Annotated in this window: 17 protein-coding genes; 13 read left to right on the top strand and 4 right to left on the bottom strand. The window is 57.8% G+C overall.

Annotated elements, in window-relative coordinates; genetic code table 11:
- Window positions 1-129: 129 nt before the first annotated feature.
- Window positions 130-684, bottom strand: coding sequence for a DUF4468 domain-containing protein (locus tag J4D97_RS05705; RefSeq protein WP_208306743.1), 555 nt, complete (start codon window positions 682-684; stop codon window positions 130-132).
- Window positions 685-1,045: 361 nt separating this feature from the next.
- On the opposite strand from J4D97_RS05705, the gene pyrF reads away from it, so the two are divergent.
- From pyrF to J4D97_RS05650, 11 genes are all read left to right on the top strand, one after another.
- Window positions 1,046-1,825, top strand: a complete 780-nt coding sequence (gene pyrF / locus J4D97_RS05700; RefSeq protein ID WP_208306742.1) for an orotidine-5'-phosphate decarboxylase — start codon at window positions 1,046-1,048, stop codon at window positions 1,823-1,825.
- A 121-nt stretch (window positions 1,826-1,946) separates the two neighbouring features.
- Complete coding sequence (gene pyrE, locus J4D97_RS05695) at window positions 1,947-2,552, top strand: orotate phosphoribosyltransferase (RefSeq protein ID WP_208306741.1); 606 nt, start codon at window positions 1,947-1,949, stop codon at window positions 2,550-2,552.
- A gap of 124 nt (window positions 2,553-2,676) precedes the next feature.
- Window positions 2,677-5,736, top strand: coding sequence for a phosphoribosylformylglycinamidine synthase subunit PurL (locus tag J4D97_RS05690; protein WP_208306740.1), 3,060 nt, complete (start codon window positions 2,677-2,679; stop codon window positions 5,734-5,736).
- A gap of 4 nt (window positions 5,737-5,740) precedes the next feature.
- Window positions 5,741-6,784, top strand: a complete 1,044-nt coding sequence (locus tag J4D97_RS05685) for a phosphoribosylformylglycinamidine synthase subunit PurQ (RefSeq protein ID WP_208306739.1) — start codon at window positions 5,741-5,743, stop codon at window positions 6,782-6,784.
- A gap of 46 nt (window positions 6,785-6,830) precedes the next feature.
- A complete protein-coding gene (gene purC / locus J4D97_RS05680) occupies window positions 6,831-7,763 on the top strand; it encodes a phosphoribosylaminoimidazolesuccinocarboxamide synthase (protein ID WP_208306738.1) in 933 nt (310 codons plus the stop codon).
- Window positions 7,764-7,895: 132 nt separating this feature from the next.
- Window positions 7,896-9,170, top strand: coding sequence for a phosphoribosylamine--glycine ligase (purD, locus tag J4D97_RS05675; RefSeq protein ID WP_208306737.1), 1,275 nt, complete (start codon window positions 7,896-7,898; stop codon window positions 9,168-9,170).
- On the top strand, window positions 9,170-9,796 hold the full coding sequence (gene purN / locus J4D97_RS05670) for a phosphoribosylglycinamide formyltransferase (protein WP_208306736.1): 627 nt from the start codon (window positions 9,170-9,172) through the stop codon (window positions 9,794-9,796). Before purD ends, purN begins: the two co-directional genes overlap by 1 nt.
- Window positions 9,797-9,806: 10 nt before the next feature.
- Window positions 9,807-11,312: an amidophosphoribosyltransferase gene (gene purF / locus J4D97_RS05665; RefSeq protein ID WP_208306735.1), complete on the top strand. Its 1,506-nt coding sequence runs from the start codon at window positions 9,807-9,809 to the stop codon at window positions 11,310-11,312.
- A gap of 138 nt (window positions 11,313-11,450) precedes the next feature.
- Window positions 11,451-12,557, top strand: a complete 1,107-nt coding sequence (locus J4D97_RS05660) for an AIR synthase-related protein (protein WP_208306734.1) — start codon at window positions 11,451-11,453, stop codon at window positions 12,555-12,557.
- Between the two features lie 575 nt (window positions 12,558-13,132).
- Window positions 13,133-14,179 (top strand): outer membrane beta-barrel protein, encoded by a 1,047-nt coding sequence (locus J4D97_RS05655; protein WP_208306733.1) that lies wholly within the window; start codon window positions 13,133-13,135, stop codon window positions 14,177-14,179.
- A 70-nt stretch (window positions 14,180-14,249) separates the two neighbouring features.
- Entirely contained in the window at window positions 14,250-15,620 is a 1,371-nt protein-coding gene (locus tag J4D97_RS05650; RefSeq protein WP_185281670.1) for an ammonium transporter, read from the top strand.
- A 188-nt stretch (window positions 15,621-15,808) separates the two neighbouring features.
- Here the strand turns inward: J4D97_RS05650 and J4D97_RS05645 are convergent, their stop codons facing one another.
- The 3 genes from J4D97_RS05645 to J4D97_RS05635 form a co-directional block, all read right to left on the bottom strand.
- Window positions 15,809-16,360, bottom strand: coding sequence for a hypothetical protein (locus J4D97_RS05645; protein ID WP_208306732.1), 552 nt, complete (start codon window positions 16,358-16,360; stop codon window positions 15,809-15,811).
- Between the two features lie 192 nt (window positions 16,361-16,552).
- On the bottom strand, window positions 16,553-17,314 hold the full coding sequence (locus tag J4D97_RS05640; protein WP_208306731.1) for a porin family protein: 762 nt from the start codon (window positions 17,312-17,314) through the stop codon (window positions 16,553-16,555).
- Window positions 17,315-17,548: 234 nt separating this feature from the next.
- Window positions 17,549-18,412, bottom strand: a complete 864-nt coding sequence (locus J4D97_RS05635) for a tetratricopeptide repeat protein (RefSeq protein WP_208306730.1) — start codon at window positions 18,410-18,412, stop codon at window positions 17,549-17,551.
- Between the two features lie 474 nt (window positions 18,413-18,886).
- Between J4D97_RS05635 and J4D97_RS05630 the strand changes: the two genes are divergently transcribed.
- Together J4D97_RS05630 and J4D97_RS05625 are read left to right on the top strand one after the other, a co-directional pair.
- Window positions 18,887-19,765 (top strand): prephenate dehydratase, encoded by an 879-nt coding sequence (locus J4D97_RS05630; protein ID WP_185281666.1) that lies wholly within the window; start codon window positions 18,887-18,889, stop codon window positions 19,763-19,765.
- Between the two features lie 9 nt (window positions 19,766-19,774).
- Complete coding sequence (locus tag J4D97_RS05625; protein ID WP_208306729.1) at window positions 19,775-20,953, top strand: pyridoxal phosphate-dependent aminotransferase; 1,179 nt, start codon at window positions 19,775-19,777, stop codon at window positions 20,951-20,953.
- Window positions 20,954-20,998 lie beyond the last annotated feature (45 nt).

Raw genomic sequence — 20,998 nt, 5'->3', positions numbered from 1 at the left:
TGACAGACATTTTTTCGATTCTTATTATTCAGGAACAGGTCTTATATATACAAGCACAACGCCACTCCTTGCAAAAGGAGTGGCGTTGTTATGAAGGGCGTTATCGGTGGCCTAAAGAGCAGCCTCAGGCTAGTTCAACCCTACTGTATCGTCGCTTTCGCCTTCGTGGCTATTCATGTAGGAACGGAAAGACAGCGCGACTTCGCTAGCCAGTGAAGAAGCCTGCGCCCGCACGCGCCGGTCGTTGTTGGTGCGGCTGTTGGTGCGGTCGGCAGCTAATTGGGCCACATAATCGACCAGCGGTACGGTGGTAGCGGGCTGTTTTTCGTTCGGGACTACCTCGAAAGCACCCACATTGTAATCGTAGCCATTATCAGTGGCGCGAAACACGAACTCAAAGCGGACCATTGTTTCGATGGGCTTGTTGTTGTCGAGCGTTTTTACCTTACCCGTACCCCGCAACCGGAGAGTGCCCGCGGCGGCATCAGCCTTCACATCCATCTTAGGGGTATATGCAAACCCTTTCTCGCTCCAGGCCAGCGCGTGCTGATACAGTGCTCGGCGACCAGCCCCCGACACCTGTACCTGCTCACCGTAGGCAACCGGGCTAGCAGACTGCGCCAGCGATGGTAAGGATAGCAACAGCAAACTGCCTAGCAGAAAACCAAGAAACGCATTTTTCATAGAGAGGAAGTAGAACAGGTAAGTAGCAACAGGAGCGCAAACATACGCCACTATTAGGCCATGCACGTAGTAGGCTATGTTATGAATATATCAAGAAGAGTGCCGGGTGCGTATTTTTCCCCCTTTGTTCCTTCTTCTGTTTTTTTCGGTAGTTCCTGCTTTCCTCTGTGTGAGTAGTCAAAGCGGTTTTTTCGTGCCCACACGAGGCAAATAGAATCCGTATTAGATCCAGCGCAACAACCGTATGCAAGGCGCTGCTACAAAATGCGCCCGGTGCAAGCTAGGCGTTTTTGCTTCTAGCAAACGATTAGCTGTTAGCTTTGCATCCGACATCACGTAGCTGCTAACAACTCAAAAGACCATGAACAAGCTGCTTTCCCGCATCCAGCGCGTCGATTCGCTGCTGTGCGTGGGTCTTGATCCTACCGGGGAGGATGCGCAGGTAGTCGGCCGCCTGACCGAAGTTATCGATCAGACCGCCGCGTATGCTGCCGCCTTCAAACCAAATCTGGCGTTCTTTCTGAGCCGGGAAAACGGTGTGGCCTTGTTGCGCGACACCATCCAACGGATTCCGCAGGACATTCCGGTGATTCTGGACGGTAAGTTTGGCGACATCTCCAACACCGCCGACCACTACGCCCGTTTCGCCTACGACGTGGTAGGCGCCGATGCCGTAACGGTGAACCCCTACATGGGCGACGACGCCATCGTACCGTTTCTGCGCGAGGGCAAAATGGTCTTTGTGCTGGCCAAAACCAGCAATAAGCCTACTCACTCCCTGCAAGACATGGCCCTCACGAGCGGTGGCGTCCTCAGCGACCAAGCCGCCCGCATCAGCGGCAAGTTGGATGAGGAGAATGGTGGAGTAGGGCTGGTGGTAGGCGCTACCCAACCCGAAGCCATGGCACGTGTACGCGAGCTGTGCCCTACCCAATGGTTTTTGGTGCCCGGCGTGGGTGCCCAGGGCGGCGACTTGGCCGCTACCCTCCGCGCCGGCCTACGCCCCGACGGCTTGGGCGTGCTCATCAACTCCTCGCGGGCCATCTGGCAAGCGGCCGATGCTGGCGCTGCTGCCCAAGAGTTGATGATGCAGATCAATGAGCATAGAAGGGCAGCAGAACCTGCCGTGTCCCAGGGTTAAAACCCTGGACTAAGTAGTGTTGCGGCGTCCGTATGTTGTAGGGTTACAACCAAATTCGCTCCGTAGCCCAGGGTTTCAACCCTGGGACGATAGACGGAAACACCTTATATAAGTATCTCCCTTGACCACCTCCCTACCCTCCGAAACCTTGGAACAGCAGCTAGTGCAGGAAGACGCCTTATTGCGCGGACACTTCCGCCTGTCTTCCGGGTTGCATTCTGATACTTACGTGCAGTGCGCGCGCTTCCTGCGCCGCCCCGATCTGGCCGCTCCCGCCGCTGCTGAATTGGCCGCCCAGATTCGGGCCGCCGGTTTGCAGCCCGATACCGTGGTAGGCCCTGCCATGGGCGGCGTGGTGATTGGCTACGAGCTGGCCCGGCAGCTGGGCGTGCCTGGCATTTTTACGGAGCGCGACGCCGATGGGCAGATGACGCTGCGCCGAGGCTTCACCATAGAGCCTGGCGAGCGGATTATTATTGCCGAAGACGTGGTGACTACGGGCAAGAGCACCAACGAAGTAGCGCGCCTGCTGACCGAAATGGGAGCAAAAATTTTGGCCGTGGCCAGTTTAATTGACCGCACTAGTGGGAAAGCTGAGCTTTCTTTTCCGAACTTTGCATTGCTGCCGGTTACGGCAGCCACCTACGCACCCGATGATTGCCCGCTGTGTCGGGCAGGTATTCCGGTAGTGAAGCCCGGCAGTCGGCCGGACAAAGCGTTTTCTTAAACCTACCCTGCGCTGGACGTAGGGCAAGGCATTTCCGGTGGCAGTTGGGTGCATCCTACTCTATATTATTATAGGGTAGGGGAGCCGGCGGCAGCGGAAAATAGCAAACCTTATTTCCTTCCTTTTGGAATCTATCCAACGAACCATTCAGCTGCGGCTTAAGCCTACCCGTCACGACGGCGAAGGTCAGCGTGTAGCCGAAGCAGCCCAGCGCCATCTGGGCCTGCGCACCGGGCGCGTGCAAAGCACTGCCCTCTACACTGTGCGCTACCCCCTCACCGACGAGCAGCTGCACAGCTTTGCCACGCGCTGCCTGCAAGACCCGGTGCTGCACGATGTGGCCCTGGACGAGTTTCGCCCCACCGACTCCATCTATAAGAGTTATATTCTGGTAGCCAAGCTGCCCGGCGTAACCGACGACGAAGGCATCTCGGCGCAAAATGCCCTAGGTGACTTCCTCAACCAGCCGCTCGACACCCATACCCAGCATATCTTCAGTAAACGGCTCTACTTCCTGGAGCACGAGCTGCCCGCGCAGGATCTGCGCCGCCTAGCCGAAGAACTGCTGGGCAACAAGATGATCAACCGCTTCGAAACCGGCCCCCTCTCCGAGCTGCGCGACTACACGCCGCGCCCCGGTGGCGGGGCCGAAGCCATTACGGAGCTGGTGCCGCTGGTGGGCCTCACCGACGAGGAACTGGTGAAGCTGTCGAAAGACAACCTCTACGCCCTGAACCTGGAGGAAATGCGCGCCGTGCGCGACCACTACGCCACCATCGCGGCCGAGCGCGAAGACGCCGGCCTACCCGCCGACCCCACCGACTGCGAGTTGGAAATCATTGCCCAAACGTGGTCGGAGCACTGCAAGCACAAGGAATTTTCAGCCGTTATTAACTACAAGGATGCGGCTACGGGCGAGACCAAGCAGGTCGATTCGCTGTTCAAAACCTACATCCGCAACGCCACCGCCGAGGTAGACCGCCAACTGCGCGCCAACGGCAACGACTGGCTGATTAAGGTGTTTTCGGACAACGCCGGTGCCGTGCGCATCAACCCGGAGTCGTTGTTTGTATGGAAGGTAGAAACGCATAATTCGCCCTCGGCCATCGACCCCTACGGCGGAGCTATTACCGGCATCCTGGGCAACAACCGCGACCCGCTGGCGACCGGCATTGGTGGTGCGCGCTTGCTGTTCAATACCAACGTGTTGTGCTTTGGTAATCCAGAGTTCAACGGCACTCTGCTTTCCAACCAGCTGCACCCACGCCGCATTTTTGAAGGCGTGCGCAAAGGCATTGAGGACGGCGGTAACAAGTCGGGTGTGCCTACGGTGAATGGCAGCATTGTGTTTGATGACCGTTACGCCGGTAAGCCGCTGGTGTACTGCGGCACCGGTGCCGTGATGCCCATGCAACTGGCTGGTGAGGATTCTTGGGAAAAGAAGATTGACCCGCAAGACCGCATCATCATGGCTGGGGGTAGGGTAGGCAAGGACGGCATCCACGGTGCTACCTTCTCCAGCATCGAGCTAGATGAAACCTCGCCCGCTACGGCCGTGCAAATCGGCTCACCCATCACCCAGAAGCTGGCGATGGACTTCCTAATACTCGCTACCCGGCGCGGCCTCATCAAGTGCAGCACCGACAACGGCGCGGGCGGCCTCTCGTCCAGCATCGGCGAGCTGGCTACCATCAGCGGTGGTGCCGTGGTGGAGTTGGAAAAGGTGCCGCTGAAATATTCGGGTTTGCGGCCCTGGGAAATCTTTGTTTCAGAGTCGCAGGAGCGGTTTTCGCTGGCCGTAGAACCGGCTAAGCTCGACGAGCTGCTGGCGCTGGGTAGGGAAATGGAAGTAGAGCTGACGGACATCGGCTACTTCACCGCCGACGGCTACCTCGACGTATGCTTTGCGGGTGAGGCCGTCGCCAAACTCGACATGCATTTCCTGCACGAAGGTGTACCGCGCAAAGTGCTGGAAGCCGAGTTGGCGCAACCCAACGCACAGGAGCCCGCTCTACCCGTTGAAACGGATTACACCGACACGCTCCGCCGCCTGCTGGGCTCGCTTAACATCTGCTCGCGCGAATCCGTGATTCGGCAGTACGACCACGAGGTAAAAGGCCGCACCATTGTGAAGCCCCTGATGGGTGCTACCGGCCAGGCCCCGCAGGATGCCGCCGTAGTGCGCTTCAACTTTGAGAGCTGGGAAGGCGTGGCCGTGAGCAATGGCATCCTACCCCGCTACGGCGACCTGGATGCCTACCAGATGTCGGCGGGCTCGTTTGATGAGGCTGTGCGGCAAATTATTGCCGTGGGTGGCAAGCTGCCCAACCTCACGCCCGGCGACGGCACGTTTTGGTCCGTAAATGACAACTTCTGCGTGCCCGATTCGGTGTACGATGAGGTAGGCAACCCCGACGGTAAGCACAAGCTGGCCAAGCTGGTGCAGATGTGCGAAGCCCTGCGCGACGCCACGGCTGCCTACTGCATCCCGCTTACGAGCGGCAAGGACTCGATGAAAAACGACTTCAAGGCGGACGGCGTGAAGATTTCGGTGCCGCCCACGGTGCTGTATTCCATGACTGCCAAAATGGAAGACGTGCGCCGGGCCGTCACCTCAGACTTCAAGCAGGAAGACGACGTGGTGTACTTACTGGGCGAAACCTACGACGAACTGGGTGGCTCGGAGTTCTACGCGCTGCATGGTGAGCTGGGCGCCAACGTGCCCCAAGTGCGCTTCAACAAGGCCAAGGAACTCTATGTAACGATAGGGGAGGCCAACGACCAGAACCTCATCCAATCCTGCCACGACCTGAGCGACGGCGGGCTAGCCGTAGCACTGGCCGAGGCCACCTTCGGCTACGGTTTTGGGGTTGAGGTAGAGCTGACCGGCGAGTTGAGCCTGATGGCTCAACTATTCTCGGAGTCGCACTCACGCTTTGTGGCTACAGTAGCACCCGAGGATGTGGTAGCTTTTGAAGCGTTGCTGAAAGGCCGCGCTACCCGTCTCGGTACCGTAACCAGCAATAGCCGTCTCACGGTGCGCCACGCAGGACAGGTAGTGATTGACGCCGATGTGAACGACTTGCGCGAAACGTGGTCGAACGGGCCGGTGAACAAGATAATCGGGCTGGACCTGGATGCCGTACGCAATGCCAACGAAGGCTCAACCAGCGGACTGGGATAAGCATATGGAAGACAAACCACTCATGCCCGACCTGAACGCACCGCCCCACCAGCAGCGCGACGACACCCCGCCGCCCCAAACAGCGGACGGCAACTTTCTGGTGCCCGGGTACAAAAGCGTAGACGCCGGCCACGAAACCACTGAACCTTTGAAAAGCACACAGGAACAAGCTAACAGCCAACAGCTAATGGCTAACAGCTCAAACGTAAAGGCTCTCATTCTAACAGGTTTTGGTATCAACTGCGAAGAAGAATTCGCGGCGGCCTACCGCCTGGCGGGCGCCGAGCCTACCATTGTGCACCTCAACCAGGTGCTACATGGTGAGGTGAGCATCCACGATTTCGATATTCTGAACTTCCCCGGCGGCTTCAGCTTCGGCGACGATTTGGGCTCGGGCGTGGTGCTGGCCAACAAGCTGCGCTACCGCAAAAACGCCGAGGGTCGCACGCTGCTAGATGATATCCGGCAGTTTATTGCTGATGGCAAGTTTGTGCTGGGCATCTGCAACGGGTTTCAGGTGCTTGTAAAGTTGGGCTTGCTGCCCGACCTCGCCGGAAACGTGACGCCCGAAGTGACCTTGACGCACAATGCCTCCGGCCGCTACGAAGACCGCTGGGTACGCCTGAAAGTTAACCCCAACGCCAGCACGCCCTTCCTGAAAGGCATTGATACCTTGGAAGTGCCCGTGCGCCACGGGGAAGGCCGCCTGATTATTCCCGACGAAGCCACGCTTGAGCAGATTGTGCAGCGCGGCCTCAACGTGCTAACCTATTGCGACAGCACGGGTTGCGAGGTGTCGGCCTACCCGCATAACCCCAATGGGGCCGACCTCAACTGCGCTGGCCTAACCGATACAACCGGGCAAGTATTTGGCCTGATGCCGCACCCCGAGGCCTTCCTATCGCTCTACAACCACCCGGAATGGACGCGCCGCAAGCGCCAAAACCCTGGGGTAAGCGAGGAGGGCGACGGCCTCCGCATCTTCCGCAACATTGTAGAGCATGTGCAGCAGCACGTAGCTCAACCTGAAGCGACTTCTGCATCCTAATTGTCACTGCAATCTGCCGACGATTCGCGTCAGCTTCCTGCCCGATATGAACACGCTCAACCACTTCGAAACGCCCCAACTCGAACTGCTGCACCGCGGTAAAGTCCGCGATTCGCTCCGCGCCCCCAACGGCAACCGACTCATCATTGTAACGGACCGTCTGTCGGCGTTCGACTCGGTGCTGGAAACGCCGATAGCCCACAAAGGTGCGGTGCTGAATGGCTTGGCTAACTTCTGGTTCGATAAGACGCGCAGCATCATTCCCAACCACGTGATTGAGTTGGTAGACGCCAACGCCATGCTGGTGAAGGAAGCGGAGCCGATTCGGGTGGAGATGGTAGTGCGCGCCTACCTCACCGGCTCTATGTGGCGTGGCTATCAGCAGGGCCAACGTACTTTTTCGGGCGTAACGGTGCCCGATGGCCTGAGCAAACACCAAGCGTTTCCGGAGTTCCTCGTAACGCCGACTACCAAGGAAGAATCGGACCGCGAAATCACGCCCGAGAACCTCGTGGGCGAAGGTTGGGTGAGCCAGGAGCTGTATGACCAGATGAAGGAGAAGTCCCTGGCCTTGTTCAAGGTAGGCTCCGATCTGTTGAAGGAAAAGGGTATCATCCTGGTTGACACCAAGTATGAATTCGGTCTGCTGGACGGCAAGCTGATTCTGATTGATGAAATCCACACGCCGGATTCGTCACGCTTTTGGTCGGCCGAAGACTACGCTAAGAACCCGGAGTCAGCGGAGCAGATGGATAAGGAGTACGTGCGCCAGTGGCTGATTGCCAACAAGGTAGACGGCCAGTATCCCCGCGCCCTCACGCCTGAGGTGTCGCAGGAAGCCACCCGTCGCTACCTCGACATCTACGAGCGCATCACCGGCAAGCCCCTACCCACTGCCAATGAGCAAACCACCGAGGGCGGTGTATCGGCTCGCTTGGTAGGCAACCTGGTGCGCGCCGGCGTAATGAAAGCGCTGTAATTCAATTGATAATAGAAAAATTTCGCACAGAGTTACATGGAGTCGAAAGGGGGCTTCACCAAGTGGATTCCTTTTAAACTCCCCTTTTAACTCCGTGCGAAACCTCGATACTGTGCAAAACTCAGTTACTTCATGAATGTAGTCATCCTCGGTTCTGGTGCCCGTGAGCACGCCCTCGCTTGGAAACTCGCCCAGGACGGCGCCACCGTGCACGTGCTGCCCGGCAACCCCGGCATTCCCGGCTCGGTGCCGTCTATCGACGCGCTGGATTTTCCGGCCGTACAGCAGTTTTGCCAGGAGCACGACGTGCAGCTGATCGTGCCGGGCTCCGAAGCGACTTTGGCGGCTGGCGTAACGGATTTCTTTGCCCAGACCGATATCCGCGTGTTCGGCCCTACCCGACAGGCGGCGGCGCTGGAGTCGTCGAAGGTGTGGTCGAAGAACTTTATGCAGCGCCACGGCGTGGCTACTGGCCAGGCCTGGACGTTCCGCTCCGACCAAGTAACCGAGGCCCTAGCCAAAGCGGCCGAGTTGGAGGGTAGGGTAGTAGTGAAGTACGACGGCCTGGCCGCCGGCAAGGGCGTGTACGTGTGCTCGTCGCAGGACGAAGTGAAGACGGCCCTTGATGAGCTGGTCGATCTGCACACCGATTGGTTTAGCTTCTTGCTCGAAGAAAAACTAGTGGGTCCGGAAATCAGTGTGATGGGCGCCACCGATGGCAACCGTATTCGGCTGTTGGCTACTTCCCAGGACCACAAGCAGTTGCGTGCTGGCGACCAGGGGCCCAACACCGGCGGTATGGGTGCCTACTGCCCCGTGCCTTTCGCCGACGACAACGTGATGGCCGAAGTGCGCCGCGACATCATTGAGCCTACCATGCGCGGGTTGAATGCGTCGCAGTTTGACTTCAAAGGCTTCATCTACTTCGGTATCATGCTCACGCCCAACGGGCCGAAGCTACTGGAATACAACACCCGCCTGGGCGACCCTGAGGCTGAGGTGCTGCTGCCTGCTATGCAGAGCAGCCTGCTCGACCTCATCACGGCGGCCCTCGACGGCGACCTGGCGCGCCATGACGTGTGGCAGCGCCCTGGCCATTATGCCGGGGTGGTGCTAGCTTCAGGCGGCTACCCGGCGCCCAAGTTCCCAACCGGCTTCCCCATCACCGGCCTCGACCAGCTGGCGCCCGAAACGCTGGTGTTCCTTGGTGGCGTGAAGGCCGGTGCCGAAGCCGGACAACTAGTGACCGGCGGCGGTCGGGTGCTAGTGGTAGTAACGCATGGCGATGAGCTGAACGATGCCGTGCAGCAAGCCTACGCCGAAATCAAGAAAATCAGCTTCCAGGATGCGTACTATCGCTCCGACATCGGGCAGCGGCCCAGCCCCATCCTTACCCGCGTATACTAATGACAACGAACTTGCCACGTCTGGCGATTTTGCTTTCGGGAAGGGGCTCCAATATGGTGGCCCTGGTCGAGGCGGTGCAGCGTGGCGTATTGCAAGGCGTGGCCGAAGTGGCCGTGGTGTTCAGCAATAAGCCCGATGCGCCGGGCCTGACTACGGCTGCCGCACTGGGCTGCCCTACCGCCAGCCTAGCCCCGGAGGGTAGGAAACGCGCCGAATACGACGCTGCCGTGGTGAACTTGCTGCAAAGCTACCAACCCGATTACGTGGTGCTGGCCGGCTACATGCGCATTCTGTCGCCGGTATTTGTGCGGGCGTTTGCGGGATGCATTGTCAACATTCATCCCGCCGATACGCACCAGCACCAAGGCCTGCATGCCTATGAGTGGGCCTTCGAAAACCACTTGTCCGAAACTAAAATAACGGTGCATTTGGTTGATGAGGGTCTTGATACGGGTCCGATTTTAGCGCAGGGCCCCGTGGACCTGCGTGGCGCCGATACGCTGGCTGAAGTAGAGCGCCGTGGCCTGGCCGTGGAACACCAATTGTACGCCAATACCTTAGCGCAACTCATTCGCCAAGAGTTGCCTACCCCCTCCATTGCCGAGCAATCGGCAACTCAACATTGACACTTCGACTATGTGCGGAATAGTAGGTTTTTACGGTCCCGATGACGTTGCGCACGATATCGTGTTCGGCCTCACCGCGTTGCAGCACCGCGGGCAGGACGCCGCCGGCATTGCCACCTTCGACGGCAACTTTCACCTGCACAAAGGCAACGGATTGATTGCCGACGTGTTCCGGCCGAAATTCCTGAAAAAGCTGAAAGGCAACATCGGCATCGGGCACGCGCGCTACACCACGCAGGGATCCAACGACTCGGAGCTGGCGCAGCCGTTCACTACCAGCTACCCCTTCGGGCTGTCGATGGTGCACAACGGCAACGTTATCAACTTTCGCGACGTGGCCAAGCGCCTACATGAGAAGTACCACGTGCTGCCCAAAACCAGCAACGACCTGGAGCTGATTATGTACACCTTTGCCTCGGAGCTGCGCACCAAGGACCTCGACCACCTCTCCGTGGTCGACATCTTTGATGCTGTGGAGACGACGCAAGAGCTGGTGGAAGGTGCCTACGCTACCATCACCGTCATTGCCGGGTACGGACTGCTGGCCTTCAACGACCCCCGCGGCATCCGGCCTTTAGTATTTGGCCGCCGCGAAACACCCAACGGCCCGGTATACGCCTTCTCCTCAGAATCAACGTGTTTTGATTACCTGGGCTTTGAGTTCATCAAGAACGTGGGGCCGGGCCAAGCGGTGTTCATCGACCAGAATTTCAAGGTTCACTACAAGAACCCCTACCAGCAGCCCAAGAACTTCTGCGTATTCGAGCACATCTATTTCGCCCGCGAAGACTCCGTGATTCACGGCCGCTTGGTGGCGCGGGAGCGGGTGCGCCTGGGCAAGCTGCTGGCGCGCCGGGTGAAAGAGGCTGGTTTGCAGCCCGATATGGTGATTGATGTGCCTTCGTCGGGCTACTTTGCGGCATCGGGACTGGCCGAAGCCATTGGTGTGCCCTACCGCCGTGGGTTGGTGAAAAACAACCACATGGGCCGTTCCTTTATTGTGAGCAGCCAGGCGGGTAGGGAAGACGTGGTGAAGAAAAAGCTGAACCCAATCCGCGCCTTTGTAGAGGGCAAGAAGGTGGCCGTAGTCGACGACAGTATTGTGCGCGGCACTACTTCGCGGCGCATCGTGCGCATTCTGCGCGAGGCGGGTGCCAAGGAAGTGTACTTCATTTCGTCGGCGCCGCCTATTATATCGCCCTGCATCTACGGCATCGATATGGCCATGAGCACGGAGCTGATTGCGGCCAACCACACGGAGCAGGAAATATGCGACTACATTGAAGCCGACCGCGTGATTTACCAGTCGGTAGAAGATTTGAAGGAGCTGTTCTCCGTAGAAAAAGGCCACGGCGGCAGCTGCTTTGCCTGCTTCACCGGCAACTACCCCACTGGCGACGTGACGCGCTACCTGCGTCATATTCAGGAAGAGCGCCAAAGCCACCGCAGCAAGAAGGATAAGGCGCTGGCCGCTACCTCTGTCAGTGCCAAAGCTCCCGAGCCCACGGAGCATTAATTCACCAAAAAACCTGTGTCATCCTGAGCGGAGCGAAGGACCTTATCACGCAAGAACGAGTCGTTGTTATGAAAATCGTTCTGCGGGCATAAGGTCCTTCGCTCCGCTCAGGATGACAAGAAATAAATAGCCTACCCTATGTCATCTTCCCAAAAACCTGCCGGCTACGACATCGACCTCGGCAACGAATGCTCCCGCAACGCCTACGCGTGGTCCAAGAAAACCTTCGCCAACCGCACAGGCAAGCCCGGCGAGGCGGCCCAGGACCTGGACGGCGGCTTCGCCAACGAAATTCGTTTCGGCAACGCACGGCTGGGCATTTCCTCCGATGGCATCGGTACCAAGATTGAGGTAGCCGAGCGGGTAGGCAAGTTCGATACGCTGGGCTACGACTTGGTGGCCATGACGGCCGACGACCTCATTGTAGGCGGTTTCGTACCCACCAACCTCAGCAATATCATCGACGTGAACACGCTTGACTACGACGTGATTGACGAGATGATGCGCGGCTTGCACGACGCCTGCAACTTTGCCGGCGTGGCCATCACGGGCGGCGAAATTGCCGAGCTGGGCAACCGTATCGGCGGTTGGGCCGGGGCGCGCATGAATTTCAACTGGTGCTCCACGGCTATTGGTAGCCTGCACCCCAGCCTGGAGCGCCCGCTCAGTGGTGCGGGTGTGCAAGCCGGGCAGGCGGTGGTGGCCATTCAGTCTCCTAGCTTCCGGTCCAACGGCTTTTCGCTAGCCCGTCGCACGTTGCAAAACCTGTTTGGCGACAACTGGCACTCCGCCCCCTACGACGGTACCGATGCTACCCCGCACGGCACGGCCGGGCACACCTGGGGTGAGGTGCTGCTGGCGCCGTCGCTCATCTACTCGCCCGGTGTAGCCAAGGTGCTCGACAAAGGCTTGCCACTATATGCCGCGGCACACATCACCGGCGGCGGCATTGCCGATAACTTCAAGCGGGTGCTGAAAAATGGGGTAGGCGCCGAGCTGACGAACCTGTTTGAGCCGCTACCCGCCATGCAAAAGCTCACGGAACTGGCCGGCATCACCCCCGCCGACGCTTACCTCTACTGGAACATGGGCAACGGTATGCTCCTCGTAACCGACGAAGCCCAGGCCGAAGCCGTAGCCGAAAGCCTCCGCGCCGACGGCTACCAGGCCCAGGTAGCGGGCCGCATTACGGCCGAAGCGGGCATCCGCCTGCAAGTGGGTGCCGGTGAGTTGACGTACGCTTAATAGCCCTAATAAGGTAGGCGCTACCATACTCTGTGGCGCGCCTACCTTGTATACACTTTCTGCACCAGGTCCCTGTTGGGAGCCCTTCCACCTATTCAAATGAGGTGGGGGCTACCGGCAGGGACCTTTTGCATACAGCATGTAGTAGGAATATGGAGCATAGTAGTTACCTAAAACCGCATAAATCGAAAGTGCTATTTTCAAGAAATGACCCCATTTTGTAAAGGGTATCATTGTATAAAAGCTAAATTTTTAAAATAAGTACTTAAAAAATAGGGGTGTATTTGCAATAATTTAAAAGTGCATGTATATATTGGCTATATAATTACACCCTACCCCTGTTGAGCTTGCTAGTTGCAATGCAACACTCAACAGCCTTGCATTACCTATCCCACTTACAATACTATTAAGTGCTTCTGCCCAATTAGGCAGGCGCATTTTCAAGAAGCATAGTACCCTGCTGAGTGCTGCCTTGCAAAAGCAGTAGCCGGCCTCCGCTTGCCCGAAGAGCATGGCATAGCCCACGCTTTTTTCAATACGCGTACGCTCACTGCTTTCACCTATATCCCTCCTCTATGTTGATGTTGACTACTGCCCTCCTGGCGGCAGCCCTGGCAAGCGAACCTGGCGATTCCGTGCAGAAAAAGCCGTTTGTGTTCTCTGGTTCAGCCGATGGCTACTACCGCTACAACTTCAGTAATCCGCAGGAAGGCCCATACAATAACCTCACAAGCTTTACCAACAGTCATAACTCATTTGAGCTGGGTATGATTTCGCTGAAGGCGGCGCACACGATAGGCAAGGTAGGGCTGGTGGCCGATGTCGGTTTTGGACGGCGAGCCGAGGAATTTTCCTACAACGATGACCGTACCCGGTTTGCTATCAAGCAGTTGTATGTGACGTATGCGCCCACAGAGAAAATCAAACTTACGGCGGGCAGTTGGGCCACGCATATTGGGTACGAGTCGGTAGATCCGTACCTGAACCGTAATTACAGCATGAGCTACATGTTCTCGTACGGGCCATTTTTCCATACGGGACTGAAAGCGGAGGTAAGCGTAGGCGACAAAACAACCCTCATGGTGGGCATCGCCAATCCTACTGATTTCAAGAGCGCCAGCAGCATGCCGAAAATGGCCATTGCGCAGCTGGCCACCAGCAGCAGAGACGATAAGTTGAAGGTCTACCTCAACTACCAGGGCGGCCGTGCACTGAATAGCTTACGGTTGCACCAAGAAGATCTGGTGCTTAGCTATTTGATTAATAGCAAGTTGTCGTTTTCCTACAACGGCACTATGCAGCAACGCAGAATCGTGGGCGAGGGCAGTGATGAATACCACACGTGGTGGGGCTCGGCCCTCTACGCCAACCTCGACCCCCAGCCCTGGCTCGGGTTTACGCTCCGCGCAGAGTACACCGGCGACAAGAACTACCTGCTAGGACTCAGCAAGAATGTCATCGAAACGACGCTGTCTTCCAACATTAGAATCGATAATCTGACCATCATCCCGGAAATCCGCCTGGATAGGAGTAGTGCCGATGACAACCTCTTCGTGAACAAAGCCGGAAACAGCAAAAACGCCACCGTGAGCGGGCTGATAGCGGCAGTATATGCCTTCTAGCGCAGCTACCTGGAAAGCAGCTACCTCATTGACCTGATAAAACACCCTCCACTTACCTAACATCTTTCGCATGGAAACTTCTCTACCTTCCAAATCTGGTCGAAGCCCGTTGGGGCTGATTTTGCTGGTCGTGCTGGGCCTGATAGCGGCCTTCGTGCGCGTGCCGCATCCGTCGGCCGAAGCTAACAGCGCCCTCAATACCGGCGACATTGCCTGGATGCTGACCGCCTCGGCCTTTGTACTGCTCATGACGCCGGGTTTGTCGTTTTTCTACGGCGGCATGGTGCGCCCTAAGAACCTGATTTCTACCATGCTGCAAAGCTTTGTGGCGCTGGGCGTTATCTCTATTGTGTGGTATTTTGTGGGCTTCTCGCTGGCCTACGGCGACTCCTGGAATGGTCTCATCGGCAACCCCATGACGTTTCTGTTGCTGCGCGATGTGGGCACGGCGCCCAACCCTACCTTGTCGCCTACCATCCCCTTCATTCTGTTCTTCGCCTTTCAGCTGAAGTTTGCTATCATCACGCCGGCCCTCATTACTGGCTCGTTTGCCGAGCGCGTGCGCTTCAAGAGCTACCTGGTGTTCATGGTACTGTTCTGCCTGTTCATCTACTGCCCGCTGGCCCACTGGACCTGGCACCCCGAGGGCTTCCTGCGCAAGTGGGGCGTGCTTGACTTTGCGGGCGGTACGGTTGTGCACATCTCGGCGGGCGTGGCTGCGCTGGTAGCCGCTATGGTGCTGGGGCCGCGCCGGGCGCACCGGCAAACGTCGTTCGTGACGCCTAATGTGCCGTATGTGCTCTTGGGTACTGGCTTGCTATGGTTTGGGTGGTTTGGCTTCAATGCCGGTTCGGCGTTGGGTTCCAATGAGTTGGCCTCGCTGTCGTTTGTGAATACTAACCTGGCCTCGGCGGCGGCGCTGGTGGCGTGGCTGCTGGTAGAGGTAGCGCGCGGCGGCAAGCCCACGGCCATGGGCGCTTGCATTGGTGCAGTGGTAGGCTTGGTGGGCATCACGCCCGCCGCTGGCTATGTCGATTACGGGCAGAGCATTCTCATCGGTATCGTGGCCTCGGTGGTCAGCTTTGCGGCCGTGCACTGGAAAAACAGCCGCACTACCATCGACGATACCCTGGATGTATTCCCGTGCCATGGCCTGGGCGGTATTGTCGGGATGCTGCTCACGGGCGTGTTTGCTGCCAATGTAGGCTTAGTGAATGGCACCGCTACCGTATTCGGCTACCACGTGCTGGGCCTAGTTATCGTTATTGCCTACGTCGCCATCCTGTCGTGGGTGCTGTTGAAAGTGACGGATGCGCTGGTAGGGCTGCGGGTGAAGCAGGAGGAAGAAGAACTGGGCCTCGACCTGAGCCAACACGAGGAATCGACCTACCATGTAGACGAAGAATACGAGAAGCTCTACCGTAAGGAGCTGGTGTCGTAATAACCTCTAGTTGCGGCTCACCATACCCAACCGGGTAGGCCGCTTGGATACACCTGAAAACAAGTAGCTCCCGCGTGGCAACAGCACCATTGGTGGCGCTGCTACCTGCGGGAGCTACTTGTTTTGGATGCCCTTTTGGTGTGTAAGGGGCTAATACAGCACTATCTAGCGCGTAAAAACAGCAAACACTAACGTACGGCTAAGCCTTCGGGCTTACGCTGCATAGTCGTGTTCAGCTCTTGCAAAAAGGCTTGCAGTTTCGAGTCAATCTTGGCGAGTTGCTTGCGCTGACTGGCCGTAGGCTGTCCTCGCAGCAGGGTTTCGGCCGGAATATGAAGTGGTCCGGCGCTGTGCTTACCGGCCCGGGCAAAGTGCGGCTGACTATACACTACGTCCTCTAACTTGTAGCGGTACCCATCGTTTTGAGTTTGCAGGGAAAGCTGGAACGAATACATTTCTTGGCCGTCGCGGAGCATTACGTGGGTTCTGATGAAACCCGCTTCTGCGCTATTGGTGCGTGTTGTCAGGTTATAGGAGCGGTTGGCTTGTAGTAGCCAATCCTGCGCCCGCGAGTACAAATGCTCTTGGGGCGTATTGGCTACCGGTACCGTGCCTTTGTATAGCACTTGCTGCGTAGCTGGGTCTACGTGTAGTGCGGGTGTGCTCGTGTAAGCGTCCTGGTGTTGGGCCATTGCTGTACTACCTAGTAGCATTAGCAAGGCAAAAGATATGCGTTTCATGGGCGGGGGCGGGGTGGAATAAAGCGTGAAGTAAATACCTTTATACGAAATACTTACCCCGAAAGGTGTGGAAATTACCAGAAGGCAAGGGTGCTGCTACGCGAAAGCCAGTTGGCCTTCTTCGGGAAAGAAAACCAACTGGCTTACAGATAATACGCTACACATGTGTCAGCTGGAAGCCGCTACACGCTACTAAAAAGAGTAGTTCAAAGACGCTTTGATGACTCGGTTCTGCGCCTGGAAACTGTTGTTTTTGTCCAGCGATGAGAGGCCGTAATCGTAGCCGGCGCTCAGGCCAAACCCGCTGTCGAACTGGTAGCCCAAGCCACCCACGGCGGCAAAATCAACCGACCGAAACTGGTTTTTGGTGTCAAAATCTTGCCGGAAGGCCGTGAAGCCCAATGCCCCGGCGGCTACGCGCACCTTACTGCTGACCAGGAACGACGCTTGCGGACCAGCGTAGAGGTAGAGGCCCCGTGTGAGGTAGGCTTTGGCCAGCACCGGCACATCCACATAAGCAGTGCGGGCGGTAGCCGTCACGTTGGCGCTCAACACCTCAAAGCCGGGCACCGAGGCCGTGCCGCGCAGTTGGGTGCCCTTCTCAGAGTATAACACGCCAGGCTCGATGGCGAACCGCTCACCCAAGGGTAGGGTGGCATACAGGCCAGCGTGAAAACCCGTGCGGGTTTCGCGGGTCACGGCGCCTTTGGTGTAGTCTGCCAGCGACATCACGCTTTGCACGGCGTCGCCGTGCCAGTCGGCCACGTTCACCCCGGCTCGAATGCCGAGTTGGACGCCGTTGTTAGAGGCAGCTTGCGGAGCCGTGTACACTGGCCGCCTACCCTGGGTAGAGTAGGTAGTAGGCCGGCGCACTTGCGCCTGAGCAGCAGAAAAAGAAACCGTTAGGAAAAGGCAAGCCGCGGCCAGGCGGCCGAAAAGACGCTTCGTTTGCATGATTGTAGGGAACGGGAGTAGAACCAAAAGCCGGGCCGCATGGTGCACACTAGCGACGGGCTGTTGCGGTACTATTCAAAAAAACCGTGCCAAAGTGCAATGCTGGCTTTGTTGCCTGAACACAGCAAAGGGCCCTCTTACAGGAGAACGAGTCGTTGATACGATAGTCGCTCTCTCGTAAAAGGGCCCTTCGGCACTGACTTAATGCGCCATATGCTCAGGATGACAGAAAAATCAGATAACCCGCTTTCTTACGGCCTTCTTCGTCTTCTGGGGAGTAGCGGCGGGCTTAGCAGGAGTAGCAGTCTCTTTGCCCTGAAGGCGCTGCTCAATGGTTTGAAGCAGGAAGTTGGCGTCGGACTTGTGCTGCTCATCGGGAAAGAGCTCCACGGCCAGTTGAGCCTGCTCTTTGGCTTTCTCAAACTGCTTCAACTCCAGATACACAAAGGCCAGGTTGAGGTGGGCTTCGGGGTAGTTTTTGCGCAGTTCAATGGAGCGCAGAAACGGCGCCACGCTTTCCTGAAACATGCCCAGGCGCTGATAGGAGTAGCCTTGCGCGTAGTAGGAACTGTAGTCGCCATAGCCGTGCTCGTGGGCTACGTCGTAGTACTTAATAATCAGCGGAAACAGGTCGTCTTCCTCCTTGCTGGTTTCGGCGCAGTTGCACTGCTGCACGGCAAAATAGTAGTCGCCCAGACCGCGGTCCAGCTTGTAGTCATTGGGGTAGCGGGTCTTTAAAACCCGCAGCGCCCGGCCCAGCGGAAACGTGGTCATGGTATACGTGCTATCCGGACTGCGGAAGTTTTCCAGGTTGTCCGTCAGCTGCACATCTTTGAAGGCAAACCGCCGGTACTGCGAGTGCCCCACGTTGTAGCGCAAGGCAATATCCTCTTTTTGCAGTACCACGGCCGGGCGCTCGTTGCGCGGGTCGTACTTCTGTAGCACCTGGAAGGCCGAGGCGTACTTCCGTTCGCCTACCAGCGCATCGGCTTTTTGGAGGATGGCAATGTTGGTTTGGCCCTGCGCCGTAGCCGCCAGGAAGAAGCCGCCAGCTAGTAAAAAGGCAGCGGTGATGCGTGAAGAGCCCAAAAAAATCATGATGTTTCCTGCGGAGTAAGAAAGTGCAAACAAGCGGTTTGTCGGCAAAATACGACGGTTTTGGCAGTAGGTGCAAGCACACCAACGTAACGGCCCGGCCAACGGATGTTTGGTTTTTAAAAAATGATTGCGCAGCTTTGGCCGTTGCCTTCACCCAAATCAGTCAACGCAACGCCCACATGCTTCTTACTTCGGCCTCGGCTTTTTTTAGCTTTTACTTTACCTACTACGAGCAATCGTAGCAGCGAGGCCGCTTTGTAGGAACACTACTCCTGAATCACGCAAAAGCCTCCCACTCTGGAAGGCTTTTTTTGTTTGTAACCCATGCCCATTAACGTGCCCGCTTTTGCCTATTACTTTTTTTACTTCTTCTACCCGAAGAAGCGGGCCCGCGTTTGCACTTGCTAACCAGCGAAAGCATAACGAAGGGCCCTGCCAAGGAGGCCCTTTTTTTACACCATTTCTCCTCGTCGTATGCACCCAACTATTGCCATTCAGGGATTTGAAGGAAGTTTCCACCAGGTAGCAGCCCGGCGGTATTTTGGCCTCGACCACGCCATTGCTCCCTGCGCTACCTTTGGGCAGGTAGTGCGCCACGTGGCCGGCGGCACTACCCACTTCGGGCTGATGGCAATTGAAAACTCCTTGGCAGGCAGTATTTTACCCAACTACTCCTTGTTGCAACGCCACCCAGTGCACGTGATTGGTGAAGTATACCTACACATCCGGCAGCACCTGATGGCCCTACCCGGCCAGCGCCTCGACGACCTGCACGAGGTACACTCGCACCCCATGGCCCTGCTCCAGTGCGCCGACTACCTGGGTAGTCACGGCCACTGGCGCCTGGTAGAAACCGAGGATACGGCCCTAAGCGCCCAGCGCATTCGGGAGCACCAGCGGCCGGGCATTGCTGCCGTGGCGGGAAGCCTGGCCGCCGAGCTGTTTGATCTGGAAATCGTGGCCGCTGATATCCACGCCGAGCCAGCTAATTACACCCGCTTTCTGGTATTAGAGCACGGTGCTCCGGTGCTCGAAGAGGTGGCGCCCGACGTCAACAAAGCGTCGTTGTATTTCCATACCAGTCACGCTCAAGGCAGCCTGGTGCAGGTGCTGATGCCCATTGCCCGGCTGGGCATCAACCTATCCAAATTGCAGTCCTACCCCCGCGCGGGGCGCACGTGGCAATACGGTTTCCATGTAGATGTGGAGTTTGATACGCTGGCGCAACTGCTGGCCCTGCTGCACGAGCTACGTCCCGTAACGGAGCACCTGGAGGTGCTGGGGGCCTACCGCCGCGACGTGCTGGAAGCCGTGCCAGCCCACGTGGTGAGCCAGGGAAACGTGCTTCAATAATCCTTTGTCATGAACGATCAGCAGATACAGATTACCACCGCCTCGCGCCTGGCTCATACGCAGGAGTACTACTTCTCCCGCAAGTTGCAGGAGATTGATGCCCTCAACAAAGCCGGCAAGCAGATCATCAACCTGGGCATCGGCAGCCCCGACATGCCGCCGCCACCCAGTGTGGTAGATGCCCTAACTGCCGATGCGGCCCTACCTAATGCCCACGGTTACCAGTCGTACAAAGGCCTGCCAGCACTACGCGAGGCCATGAGCGCATGGTACGCCCGCGCCTACGGCGTGACGCTGGACCCGAACAGCGAAGTGTTACCCCTACTGGGCTCGAAGGAAGGCATCATGCACATCAGTATGGCGTTTCTGGAAGCCGGCGACGAGGTGCTGCTGCCCAACCCCGGCTACCCTACCTACCGCGCTGCCGCCGAGCTAACCGGCGCTACCCTGCGCGAGTACGATCTGACCGCCGACACCGGCTGGCTGCCCAACCTGGCGGCCCTGGCCGCCACCGACCTTAGTCGCGTGAAGCTGATGTGGGTGAACTACCCGCACATGCCTACCGGCACCCGCGCCAGCGCCGCCGAGCTGCAAGCACTGGTTGATTTTGCGCTGGCCCACAACATTTTGCTGGTGCACGACAACCCGTACAGCTTCATTCTTAATGACAATCCAACCAGCTTGCTATCTGTGCCCGGCGCCCGCGGGTGCGTGCTGGAGCTGAACTCCCTGAGCAAATCGCACAACATGGCGGGCTGGCGGGTAGGCATGCTGGCCGGCCGTGCCGATTTGCTACAGGACGTGCTGCGCTTCAAAAGCAACATGGATTCGGGCATGTTCCGGCCGGTGCAGCAGGCCGCCGTGGTAGCGCTGGGCTTGGGCGAAGAATGGTTTGCCGAACTGAACACCCACTACCGCGCCCGGCGCGAACGGGTGTTTGCCTTGCTCGACCTGCTGGGCTGCACTTATAGCCGCGACCAGGTAGGCCTATTTGTGTGGGCTGCCGTGCCCGCCGCCTACCCCGATGGCTTTGCCGTGAGCGACCGGGTGCTCTACGACGCCAACGTGTTCATCACTCCCGGCGGCATCTTCGGCAGCAACGGCAACGGCTACATCCGCATTAGCCTGTGCCAGAAGGTAGAGGTGCTGGATGAGGCGATTCGGCGGGTAGAGGCAGCTCTGCGCTGACCCCACCCCCCTCCCCTCCGGGAGAGGGGGAGCCACAGCGTCAGT

Origin of the sequence: Hymenobacter defluvii, assembly GCF_017589435.1 — a bacterium.
Classification (GTDB): domain Bacteria; phylum Bacteroidota; class Bacteroidia; order Cytophagales; family Hymenobacteraceae; genus Hymenobacter; species Hymenobacter profundi.
The sequence above is the reverse complement of the archived record's forward strand: the minus strand, read 5'-3'. Positions and strand labels throughout refer to the sequence as shown.